8 protein-coding genes are annotated in these 11,581 nt (G+C 76.9%); 5 read left to right on the top strand and 3 right to left on the bottom strand.

What is annotated here, in order from left to right; translation table 11 throughout:
* The 5 genes from WDV85_RS03185 to WDV85_RS03165 all read left to right on the top strand — a co-directional run.
* A partial coding sequence (locus tag WDV85_RS03185; RefSeq protein ID WP_339569235.1) for a carbohydrate ABC transporter permease occupies positions 1-978 on the top strand: 978 nt, incomplete at its 5' end.
* Positions 975-1,874: a carbohydrate ABC transporter permease gene (locus WDV85_RS03180; RefSeq protein WP_339569234.1), complete on the top strand. Its 900-nt coding sequence runs from the start codon at positions 975-977 to the stop codon at positions 1,872-1,874. The genes WDV85_RS03185 and WDV85_RS03180, both read left to right, overlap by 4 nt.
* Before the next feature lie 45 nt (positions 1,875-1,919).
* Entirely contained in the window at positions 1,920-4,244 is a 2,325-nt protein-coding gene (locus WDV85_RS03175; RefSeq protein ID WP_339569233.1) for a beta-xylosidase/alpha-l-arabinosidase, read from the top strand.
* A 197-nt stretch (positions 4,245-4,441) separates the two neighbouring features.
* On the top strand, positions 4,442-4,600 hold the full coding sequence (locus WDV85_RS03170) for a type IV toxin-antitoxin system AbiEi family antitoxin domain-containing protein (protein WP_339569232.1): 159 nt from the start codon (positions 4,442-4,444) through the stop codon (positions 4,598-4,600).
* A gap of 186 nt (positions 4,601-4,786) precedes the next feature.
* Positions 4,787-5,380: a hypothetical protein gene (locus WDV85_RS03165; protein WP_339569231.1), complete on the top strand. Its 594-nt coding sequence runs from the start codon at positions 4,787-4,789 to the stop codon at positions 5,378-5,380.
* A gap of 147 nt (positions 5,381-5,527) precedes the next feature.
* On the opposite strand, the gene WDV85_RS03160 is transcribed toward WDV85_RS03165, so the two are convergent.
* The 3 genes from WDV85_RS03160 to WDV85_RS03150 all read right to left on the bottom strand — a co-directional run bounded on the left by WDV85_RS03160 (position 5,528) and on the right by WDV85_RS03150 (position 11,482).
* Positions 5,528-7,192: a DNA repair helicase XPB gene (locus WDV85_RS03160; RefSeq protein ID WP_339569230.1), complete on the bottom strand. Its 1,665-nt coding sequence runs from the start codon at positions 7,190-7,192 to the stop codon at positions 5,528-5,530.
* Between the two features lie 191 nt (positions 7,193-7,383).
* Positions 7,384-8,910, bottom strand: a complete 1,527-nt coding sequence (locus tag WDV85_RS03155; RefSeq protein ID WP_339569229.1) for a hypothetical protein — start codon at positions 8,908-8,910, stop codon at positions 7,384-7,386.
* Between the two features lie 133 nt (positions 8,911-9,043).
* On the bottom strand, positions 9,044-11,482 hold the full coding sequence (locus tag WDV85_RS03150; protein ID WP_339569228.1) for a helicase-associated domain-containing protein: 2,439 nt from the start codon (positions 11,480-11,482) through the stop codon (positions 9,044-9,046).
* Positions 11,483-11,581 lie beyond the last annotated feature (99 nt).

The following is an 11,581-nucleotide window of genomic DNA, read 5'->3' as shown; positions in this document are numbered from 1 at the left end:
GACCGGTCCGACCGGTCGGCGGCGCCCGCGCGCCCGTCGGGGGGCGGTCGGCGGCGCTCGTCCTCGCGGCTCTCCGCGAGGACGCGCACGCGCCTCGAGATCGCCTTCTTCACCGGCCCGGCGCTCGTCCTGCTGGGTCTGTTCGTCGTGGTCCCGGTGCTGCAGGCCGTCCGCTACTCGGTCTTCGACTGGAACGGCCTCGGGCCGCTCGACGACTTCGTCGGGCTCGACAACTACGCGCGGGCCCTCGGCGACACGGTCTTCACCGGCGCGGTGGTGAACAACTTCGTCATCATCGCGCTGTCCATCGCGATCCAGCTGCCGCTGGGCCTCGCCATCGCGCTGCTGCTCAACCGGGACATCCGCGGCCGCGGCTTCCTGCGCGTCGTCATCTTCATGCCGTACGTCCTCGCCGAGGTCGTCGCCGGTGTGGTGTGGGTGCTGCTCCTGCAGCCGAACGGCCTCGTCGACGCCGTCGTCGAGGGCGTGGGCCTCGGGGGCCTGACCCAGCTGTGGCTGGGCGACCCGGAGATCGCCCTCGGCACCGTGATGGTCGTCCTCACGTGGAAGTACCTCGGCCTCGCGGTCATCCTCTTCCTCGCCGGCCTGCAGGGCGTCCCCGAGGACGTCTACGAGGCCGCGCAGCTCGACGGCGCCTCGTGGTGGCAGGTCCAGCGCCGGGTCACCATCCCGCTGCTCGGGCCGACGATCCGCACCTGGGGCTTCCTGTCGATGATCGGCTCGCTGCAGCTCTTCGACATGGTGTGGATCCTCACCGGCGGCGGCCCCGCCAACTCGACGGTGACGATGGCGATCTACCTCATCAACCAGGGCACCGAGCGCGGCCTGTACGGCTACGCCTCCGCCGTCGCCGTCCTGCTCTTCGTCATCTCGCTCGTGCTCGCCGTCCTGTACCAGACCTTCGTCCTGCGCCGCGACAACGAGGTGGCGCCGAAGCCGAGGAGGGCCGCGCGATGAGCGCCCCCACGACGACGCCCGCCCCCGGGCGCCCCGTCCCGCTGCAGCCCGAGCCCCGCCGCCGCGGGCGCCGTCGCTCCTTCGGCGGCGGCGGACCCCTGGTCTACGCGGTGGCCGCGCTCGTGGTCGTCGTGACGGTCGCGCCCGTGGCCTACGCCTTCCTCGGCGGCTTCCGCTCCAACGCGCAGCTCGCCGCGGACCCGGTGGGCCTGCCCAGCCCGTGGGTCGTCGACAACTACGTGAACGTGCTGACGTCGGCCAGCTTCTGGCGCTACACGCTGAACTCGACGCTCGTCGCGCTCATCACGACGGTCGTGGTCTCGGTGCTCGGCGTCATGGCGGCCTACCCGCTGGCCCGCTACCGGTTCAAGGGGCGCGAGGCGCTGGCGCTCGTCTTCACCCTCGGGCTGCTCTTCCCGCTGACCGTGGCGATCATCCCGCTGTTCCTGCTCGTCCGGGACCTGCAGCTCACCAACACGGTGTGGGGCGTCGCGCTCCCGCAGGCCGCCTTCGCGCTGCCGCTGACGGTCGTCATCCTGCGGCCGTTCCTCGCGGCGCTGCCGAAGGAGCTCGAGGAGGCGGCCGCCATCGACGGCGCCTCGCGCATCGGCTTCTTCTGGCGCGTGCTGCTGCCGCTGTCGGGGCCGGGGCTCGTGACGGTCGGCGTCCTGGCCTTCGTCGCGTCGTGGAACGCCTACCTCCTGCCGCTGCTCGTGCTGTCCGACCCGGCGTCCCAGACGCTGCCCCTCGGCGTGGCGAGCTTCTCCACGCAGTACGCGCAGGACACTGCGGGGGTCCTCGCCTTCACGTCCCTCGCCATGATCCCGGCGCTCGTCTTCTTCCTGGCCATGCAGCGACGCATCGTCAACGGCCTGCAGGGCGCCGTGAAGGGCTGAGGAGCCGTACCGTCGCGCCCGCCCCACCCCTCCCGGAAGGACCCCATGAGCACCGACACCACGCCCTCCTCCAGCACCGCCGACGTCCCGGCGTCGCCCCGCGTGGAGGAGCTCCTGGCGTCCCTGACGCTCGAGGAGAAGCTCGCCCAGCTCGTCGGCCTCTGGGAGGGCAAGGGCGGGGACGGCGAGGGCGGTGACGTCGCCCCCATGCAGGACGCCATGCAGTCCGAGGACGCCGAGTTCGAGTCCTTCGCGGCCCGCGGGCTCGGGCAGCTGACGCGCCCCTTCGGCACGGCGCCCGTCGACCCGGTGGCCGGCGCGCGCACGCTCGCGGCGCGCCAGCGGTGGCTCGTCGAGAGCACCCGCCCCGGCATCCCCGCGCTCGTCCACGAGGAGTGCCTCACGGGACTGGCGGCCTGGAAGGCCACCACCTTCCCGGCGCCGCTGACGTGGGGGGCCACCTTCCACCCCGAGCTCGTGGAGGAGATGGGCGCCGCCATCGGGGAGTCGATGCGCTCCCTCGGGGTCCACCAGGGCCTCGCGCCGGTGCTCGACGTCGTCCGCGACGCCCGGTGGGGCCGCGTCGAGGAGTGCATCGCCGAGGACCCGTACGTCGTCGGCACCGTCGCGACGGCGTACGTGCGCGGCGTGCAGTCGACCGGCGTCGTCGCGACGCTCAAGCACTTCGTCGGCTACTCGAACAGCCGCGCGGGCCGCAACCTCGCGCCGGTGCACGCCGGGCCGCGCGAGGTCGCCGACGTCCTGCTGCCGCCCTTCGAGATGGCCGTCCTCGACGGCGGCGTCGACTCGGTCATGAACTCCTACGCGGAGGTCGACGGCGTCCCCGTCGCGGCCGACGCGACGCTGCTCACCGACCTGCTGCGCGGGGAGTGGGGCTTCACGGGCACCGTCGTCGCCGACTACTTCGCGGTCGCCTTCCTGCAGTCGCTGCACGGCGTGGCCGGCGACCCGGGCGACGCCGCGGCGCAGGCGCTGGCGGCCGGGATCGACGTCGAGCTGCCCACGGGCACGGCCTACCTCGAGCCGCTCGCGGCCCGCGTCCGTGAGGGGCTCACCGACGAGGCGCTCGTCGACCGCGCGCTGCGCCGGGTGCTCGCGCAGAAGGAGCGCCTCGGCCTGCTCGACGCGACCTTCGACCCCGACGCGGTCGGCGAGGTCGACCTCGACCCGCCCGCCCACCGCGACCTCGCCCGCCGCATCGCCGAGGAGGGCGTGGTCCTCCTCTCCAACGACGGCGTGCTGCCGCTCGACCCGGCCGCGGAGCGCCGCGTCGCCGTCGTCGGGCCGAACGCCGACGAGGTGCCGGCGCTGTTCGGCTGCTACAGCTTCGCCAACCACGTGCTGGCCCAGCACCCGGGGGTCGAGCTCGGGCTCGACGCGCCGTCGCTGCTCGCGGCGCTGCGCGGCGAGCTCACCGGCGCGACGACCTCGTACGCCCGCGGCTGCGACGTCGACACGGCCGACGCGTCGGGGATCGCCGCGGCGGTCGAGGAGGCGCAGGGGGCCGACGTCGTCGTCGCCGTGCTCGGCGACCGCGCCGGGCTCTTCGGCCGCGGCACGTCGGGGGAGGGGTGCGACGCCGAGTCGCTCGACCTGCCCGGCGTCCAGCGCGAGCTGCTCGAGGCCCTGCTCGACACCGGCCGTCCCGTGGTCGCGGTGCTGCTCACCGGCCGCCCCTACGCCGTCGACTGGGCGCTGGACCGCTGCGCCGCCGTCGTGCAGGCCTTCTTCCCGGGCCAGGAGGGCGCCGGCGCCGTCGCGGGCGTGCTCTCCGGGCGGGTCAACCCGTCGGGGCGCCTGCCCGTCTCGCTGCCCCGCTCGGTCGGCGCCCAGCCGTACTCCTACCTGCACCCCAAGCTGGGCGCCGCGAGCTCGGTGAGCAACATCGACACCCTGCCCGTGCGGCCCTTCGGCTTCGGGCTGTCGTACACGACGTTCGAGCGCAGCGACCTGCGCGTGGCGCAGACCGAGGTGCCCACGGACGGCGCCCTCCAGGTGTCGGTGACGGTCCGCAACACCGGGGACCGCGCCGGCGCCGACGTCGTCCAGCTCTACGCGAGCGACCCCGTCGCCTCCGTCACGCGCCCGATCACCCAGCTGCTCGGCTACGCGCGGGTGGAGCTGGAGCCCGGGCAGGCCGCCGAGGTCGTCCTCGACGTCCCGACGACGCGCGTGGCCTTCACCGACCGCTCGATGACCCGCGTCGTCGAGCCCGGCGCCCTCGAGCTGCGCGTCGGCCCGTCGTGCGCGGACGTCGAGCTCACCGCGCAGGTCGAGCTCACCGGCGCCGCGCACCCGGTCACCACCGCCGACCGCCGCGTCGTCGGCGTGGACGTCGTCCCGGCCTGACGCCGAGACGACAGCGGACTTCGAGGGACGGCGCGCCGAGCCGCCCTCACGGCCGCGGACTTCGAGGGGCGACACGCCGTCGTCCGGCCCTCGAAGTCCGCGGCCGTCCGTGCGCACACCGGCCGGACCGGGCGCGGCCGTCCACAGCGGCGGCGGAGGGCCCGGCACGGACGCCGTCCACCGCGACGGTGGCCGGCGTGGACGTCCGGTCGCTCTCCCCCGCGCACGAGGCGGCCGTCCGGCGGCTGACGGACGTCGCCGCCCGGCAGGACGGCGTGCTCGGCCGAGCCGACGTGCTCGGTGCCGGGGCGTCCCCCCAGCTGGTCCGCTCGATGGTGCGCCGCGGCGAGTGGTAGCCCCTCCTGCGCGGGACGGCCCTGCTCGAGACGTGGCGCACGGGGATCACGCTCCAGCGCTCCTGGGCCCGGGCGGCCGCGCTCACGGTCCGGGGCGCCGTCGTCGCCGGTCCGACGGCCGCTGCCCTCCACGACCTCCCCAGCGGCCCGCGGGACGGTCGCCTGCACCTGGCCTGCGACCGTGAGGTGCAGGTCGGCGCGCGGCCCCTCGTCGTCCACCGCTGGGACCCGCGAGCGGGGGAGGTGGTCGACCTCGCCGGTCTGCCCGTCACCTCGCGGGCCCGGACGCTGGCCGACCTCGTCCCCCGTCTGGACCGACCCGACGCCCTGGCCCTGCTGGACGCCGCGCTGCGCAGCGGCTGCGCCGAGGAGCTCGCGACGGCCTCGCGGCTCTGCGCCGGTCGACCGGGCACGACGGCGGCGGGTGACCTGTGGGCGCTCGCGGACGCCCGGGCGGAGTCGGTGCTCGAGAGCCGAGTGCGCCTGCGGTGCCACGACGGCGGCGTCCCGCCGGACGACCTGCAGGTCGAGGTCCGCGACGAGCACGGCGTGCTCCTGGCCCGCGGCGACATGGTCTTCCGCGACCGGCGCCCGGAGCGTCGGGGCCTGCTGCTCCTGGAGGCCGACGGCGCCGCGCCGCACTCCTCGCCCGAGGCGCTGTACCGCGACCGGTGGCGCGCCAACGCCCTCGTCGCGCTGGGCCACGACCTCGTGCGGTGCACGTGGCGGGACAACCTGACGCCGGGGGCGGTCCCGGCGATGGTGCGCCGCGCGCTGTGACGGATCGGCCTCTGGGACTCCACGAGCGCGGACTTCGAGGGCCTCGACGCGGCGCGTCGGCCCTCGAAGTCCGCGCTCGGGTCACGCTGACGGCGCGTCGGCCCTCGAACTCCGCGCCGGTCGGCGTGGTTCGGCGGGGACGGACCGTCAGGCGCCGTCGGCCTCCAGCGAGCCGGCGAGGACGTCGTCGCCGTCGAGGATCCGGTAGGCGTAGCCCTGCTCGGCGAGGAAGCGCTGCCGGTGGGCGGCGAAGTCCTGGTCGAGGGTGTCGCGGGAGACGACGGTGTAGAAGCGGGCGGTGCGCCCGTCGCCCTTGGGGCGCAGGAGGCGGCCGAGGCGCTGCGCCTCCTCCTGCCGGGAGCCGAAGGACCCGCTGACCTGCACGGCCACGGAGGCCTCCGGCAGGTCGATGGAGAAGTTGGCCACCTTGGAGACGACGAGGACGTGCAGCTCGCCCTCGCGGAAGGCCTGGAACAGGCGCTGGCGCTCGGCCACCGACGTCTCGCCCTTGATGACGGGCGCGCCGAGGCGCTCGCCGAGGTCGTCGAGCTGGTCGATGTACTGGCCGATGACGAGCACCTGCTCGCCCTTGCTCGCCTCGACGACGCGCTGGACGACGCGGGTCTTGGACTCCGTCGTCGCGCACAGCCGGTAGCGCTCGTCCGGCTCCGCCGTCGCGTAGAGCAGGCGCTCGCTGTCGGGCAGCGTCACCCGCACCTCGACGCAGTCGGCCGGGGCGATGTAGCCCTGCGACTCGATGTCCTTCCACGGCGCGTCGTAGCGCTTGGGCCCGATGAGGGAGAAGACCTCGCCCTCGCGGCCGTCCTCGCGCACGAGGGTCGCCGTCAGCCCGAGCCGGCGGCGGGCCTGGAGGTCCGCCGTCATGCGGAAGATCGGCGCCGGCAGGAGGTGGACCTCGTCGTAGACGATGAGGCCCCAGTCGCGGGCGTCGAGCAGCTCCAGGTGCGGGTAGACGCCCTTCCGGCGCGTCGTCAGCACCTGGTAGGTGGCGATGGTGACCGGGCGCACCTCCTTGCGGGTGCCCGAGTACTCGCCGATCTCGTCCTCGGTGAGGGACGTCCGCTTGAGCAGCTCGTCCTTCCACTGCCGCGCGGAGACGGTGTTCGTCACGAGGATGAGCGTCGTCGCGCGCGCCTTGGCCATGGCGCCCGCGCCGACGAGGGTCTTGCCCGCTCCGCAGGGGAGGACGACGACGCCGGAGCCGCCGTCCCAGAACCCGTCGACGGCCTCGGCCTGGTACGGCCGCAGGTCCCAGCCGCTCGTGTCGAGGTCGATGGGGTGCGCCTCGCCGTCGACGTACCCGGCCAGGTCCTCGGCCGGCCAGCCCAGCTTGAGCAGCACCTGCTTGAGGTTGCCGCGCTCGCTGGGGTGGACGGCGACGGTCGCCTCGTCGATGCGCTCGCCGACGAGCGGCGCCACCTTCTTGCTCCGCAGCACCTCCTCGAGCACCGGCACGTCCGTGGCGTGCAGGACGAGGCCGTGCCCGGGCGCGTCGACGAGCTGGAGGCGGCCGTAGCGGTCCATCGTCTCGGCGACGTCGACGAGCAGCGCGTGCGGCACGGGGTAGCGCGAGTGCTCGAGCAGGACGTCGACGACCTGCTCGGCGTCGTGGCCCGCGGCCCGGGCGTTCCACAGGCCTAGCGGCGTGAGCCGGTAGGTGTGGACGTGCTCGGGGGCGCGCTCGAGCTCGGCGAACGGCGCGATGGCCTTCCGGCAGGCCGGCGCGTCGGGGTGGTCGACCTCGAGCAGGAGGGTCTTGTCGCTCTGGACGATGAGGGGGCCGTCGCTCACGGGCGTCCTTCCGGTGCTGCTGGGGACGGTGCTGGACGTGCCGGCGTGTGGGGGGGCCGGCGGCTTCAGGGTCCAACCGCCGCGCGCCGCCCGTCCTTCCCGCGGCCCGGGCGCGTCCTCCCGCGGCGGTCTGGGCCCGGGACGTCTGGGCCCGGGACGTCTGCGCCCAGGACGTCCTGCGCCGGGACGGGCTAGAAGCCCCCGGCCCCCGCGCTGATGAGCCCGCCGCCGATGACGAGGAAGAGCACGAGCGCCAGGACGGCGAGCACGACGACGGCCGCGATGACGCCGACGAAGACGAGCCAGCCCGTGCGCGTGAGCCGCTCCGCGCGCGCCCGGTCGGTGGACGCGCTGGTGGCGGCGACGACGCCGATGACGAGCGCCGGCACCCCGGCGAGGGTCGCGACGCCGGTGAAGACGGCGAGGCCGGAGACGATGAGCAGGACGAGCGTCGACGTCGGCAGCGCCCCTCCGGGCGGCGTGCCCCCGTCGTACCGGCTGTCGCCGGTGTCCCCGCCGTAGCGCGCCACGTCGGAGCCCCCGCCCCAGCGCCCCTGGTCGGAGTAGCCCGGCCCGGAGTACCCCGGCTGGGAGTACCCCGGCTGGGAGTACCCCGGCTGGGAGTACCCCGGCTGGGAGTACCCCGGCTGGGAGTACCCCGGCTGGGAGTACCCCGGCTGGGAGTACCCCGGCTGGGAGTACCCCGGCTGGGAGTACCCCGGCTGGGAGTACCCCGGCTGGGAGTACCCCGGCTGGGAGTACCCCGGCTGGGAGTACCCCGGCTGGGAGTACCCCGGCTGGGAGTACCCCGGCTGGGAGTACCCCGGCTGGGAGTACCCCGGCTGGGAGTACCCCGGCTGGGAGTACCCCGGCTGGGAGTACCCCGGCTGGGAGTACCCCGGCTGGGAGTACCCCGGCTGGGAGTACCCCGGCTGGGAGTACCCCGGCTGGGAGTACCCCGGCTGGGAGTACCCCGGCTGGGAGTACCCCGGCTGGGAGTACCCCGGCTGGGAGTACCCCGGCTGGGAGTACCCCGGCTGGGAGTACCCCGGCTGGGAGTACCCCGGCTGGGAGTACCCCGGCTGGGAGTACCCCGGCTGGGAGTACCCCGGCTGGGAGTACCCCGGCTGGGAGTACCCCGGCTGGGAGTACCCCGGCTGGGAGTACCCCGGCTGGGAGTACCCCGGCTGGGAGTACCCCGGCTGGGAGTACCCCGGCTGGGAGTACCCCGGCTGGGAGTACCCCGGCTGGGAGTACCCCGGCTGGGAGTACCCCGGCTGGGAGTACCCCGGCTGGGAGTACCCCGGCTGGGAGTACCCCGGCTGGGAGTACCCCGGCTGGGAGTACCCCGGCTGGGAGTACCCCGGCTGGGAGTACCCCGGCTGGGAGTACCCCGGCTGGGAGTACCCCGGCTGGGAGTACCCCGGCTCGGAGGCTCCCGGGTACGTGCGCCCCGCGTCAGACCCGCGCGGGTCCGAGCGCCACGGGTCCGGGCTCGGCGGGGGAGGGGGCGGGCCGCCGGCGTCGCGGCCCCACGCGGAGGCCTCTCCACCGGTCCCCTCGCCGACCTCCCCCTGCGGCGCGCCGGCCGCTGCGCCACCGTCCGGGGCGGTGCGCCGGTCGTCGCCGTCGGGCGCACCGCCCCCGGTGCCCGGCCACGGGCTGCGCGGCGGCGTCCCCGGCGCGTCGGGGCCGTACGGGTAGTCCGGGTGGCTCACGGCTGCTCCTCGCTGCTGGGGCCGCCGCGGTCCTGCGGCGCCGACGGGGTGGACGTCCGTGACGCTACCGCCGCCGCCCGCCCTCGGCGGCGGGTCCGGCGGCCCGTCCGGCGGCCGGACGAGGCGGTGGTCCTCAGCCCGGCGCCGTCCCCGTCACCCGGTGCACCGACAGCACGCGCACGGCGCCGGTCGTGAGGTCGCGCACCGTGATGCGCCCGCCCTCGACCTGCAGCGGCTGGGCGTGGACCTTGCTCGGCCCGCCGGTGGTGTCGACGACGCCCACCCACACCGGACGCCGGTCGGCGGCGGCGCGGCGCAGCTCGGACAGCGACACGGCCGGGTCGGCGGGCGGCACCAGCGGCGCGCCCGGCGGCGGGGCGGGCGCCGCCGCGACCGCCTCGTCGCCGGCGCGCAGGGCCGCGACGACGCTGCGCGCGGTCGCCTCGTCGGGCGCGACCTGCGTGGGCGCCGGGCGGGGCGGCCGCCGCGGGGGCGTGCGGCGGGCGGTCGGCCGGTCGAGGACGAGGGTGCCGTCGACCGACTCGGCGGCCGGCGCGAGGCCGAGGGTGCGCAGAACGCGCAGCACCTCCGCGGCGTCCGCGCGGGCGACGAGCACCGTGGGCGCCAGCCGCCGAAGGCCGAGGGGGGCCGCGCGCCGCTCCGCGAGCAGCTCGGCGAGGGAGGCCTCGTCGTCGCTGCGCAGGTACGCGCCCGCCGAGCCGACCCGCACGCGCCCGTGGCGGCGGGCCACGTCGCGCACGAGGTACTCCAGCGGCTGCGGCACGGGCGTGGCCGAGACGCGGGCGAGGAAGGTGAGCAGGTCGTCGGCCGTCCGCCCCGCGTCGAGGGCGCGGCGCACGGTGCCGCCGTCGAAGCGGTAGACCGTCGCGCCGCCGCGGGAGTCGACGTCCGCGGCGAGGGACAGCTCGAGCTCGAGGTCGCGCTCGAGGGGGCCGGGCGCCACCGCGGTGAGGTCGGCCTGCAGGAGCACCTCGGAGACCGGGGCGGGCAGGGCCTCGTCGAGGACGGCGGCCGCCGCGCGGCGCCGCGCGGCGGCGGCCTCGTCGTCCGGGCCGGGCGCGCCGTCGTCGCCGAGCAGCGCCCGCCCGGCGGCGGAGAGGGCGCCCGAGGCGACGACGCCGAGCCAGGCGGCCTCCTCGAGCAGCACGCGCAGCAGGGCGGCGTCGCGGGCCGGGGCCCACCGCGGGCGCTGCCACGCCAGGCGCCCGGCGAGGTCCTCGGGGGCGGCGCCCTCCCCGTCCGGGACCTCGGCCAGGGCGGACAGGAGGAGCGCGCGGACGACGGGCGCCTGCGGGCGGGCGACGGCGTCGGAGAGGGCGGCGCGGGCGCTGCCGCGGTCGTCGCGGTCGCCCACGAGCGAGGGCAGGCGGGGCATCGCCGCCCAGGCGGACGCGAGCGCCGCCCACCGCTCGCCGGTGGTGCCGTCCGCCCACGCGTCGTAGCGCGGCGTCGGCGCCCAGGCGGGGTCGGCCTCGCCGTCCTCGGCGACGAGCCCGGCCGCGGCGGCGACCTCGACGACGAGCGCGGCCGTGCCCGCGTCGACCTCCAGCTCGGCGGCCGTGCGGGCGAGCTCGCGGACGCCGACGCCGCCGGCGCGCAGCAGCGGCGCCGGGCGCTGCTCCCAGGCGCGCCCGAGGGCGTCGACCAGGCGGACGACCTCGGCCGCGGCGCCGCCGGCGAGCGCGTCGCGCCGCCCCGCCGGCGCGGGCCGGCCGGGCAGGGGCGGCGGCTCGAGAGCGGCGGGCTCGCGCAGGACGCGTCCCTCCCGCAGCGCGAGCCCGACCTCGCGGGGGAGGACGACGCGGCTGTCGCCCACGGGCACGAGCAGCGCCCGCGCGAGCAGCCAGTCCAGGGGGGCGACGTCGTCGGCCTCGTCCGCGACGTCGACCTCCCGGCGGGCGCGGGAGACCTGCCCCACGGGGCCGCCCGCGTCGAGGCGGCCGAGCAGCTCGCGGGTCCCCTCGGGCGCCGCTCCGAGCAGCGCCGCGAGCCCGGCGGGGTCGGCGAGCCGGGCCGACAGGCCGGCCGCGCCCTCGAGCGCCGGGACGTCGAGGAGGCGCCCGAGGGCCTCGGCGCGCGGCCGGGCGGCGGGCGTCTGGTCGAGCAGGTCGAGCAGCGCGGGTCCGAGGCCCGCCGGGTGCGGGCCGAGGGCGTCCGCGAGGACGCCGACGCCGGTGTGCGACCGAGGCGTGCCCCACAGCAGCGCGAGCTCGCGCAGACGGGCCAGCACGGGGGCGGTGCGCGTCTGCGGCAGCCCGACGGCAGCGGCGACCGCGGCGGTGCCCGTCGACCCGCCGCCCGCGGTGAGGACGACGACGGCCGCGAGCACGTCGAGCTCGGCGCGGCTGCGCGCGTCGACGGCCCGCTGGACGCTGTGCCGGGTGCTCGCCCGCACCGCCAGCGCGCCGGTGTCCGCGGGCACCGGGGTGGCGAGGTCGGGGCGGCCCCGCAGCAGCGCGACGAGCGCGTCCTCGTCGCGCCCGCGCAGGTCGTCCGCGAGGCTGCGCGGCTCGCGGGCGCGGCCGGCAACGGGAGGGGGCGGAGGAGGCATCCGCCCCACGCTAGGCGAGCCGGCCCTCCGCCACCCGGGCAGCCGCCCGGCCCGCCCGGGCCCGCCCGGCCGCGCCCCGGCCGGGGCCCGGCAGGAGGG

The organism is Pseudokineococcus sp. 5B2Z-1 (genome assembly GCF_037482305.1).
In the GTDB taxonomy this organism is placed as follows: domain Bacteria; phylum Actinomycetota; class Actinomycetes; order Actinomycetales; family Quadrisphaeraceae; genus Pseudokineococcus.
Note: the sequence above shows the minus strand (reverse complement) of the source record. Positions and strands in the feature narration are given on the sequence as shown.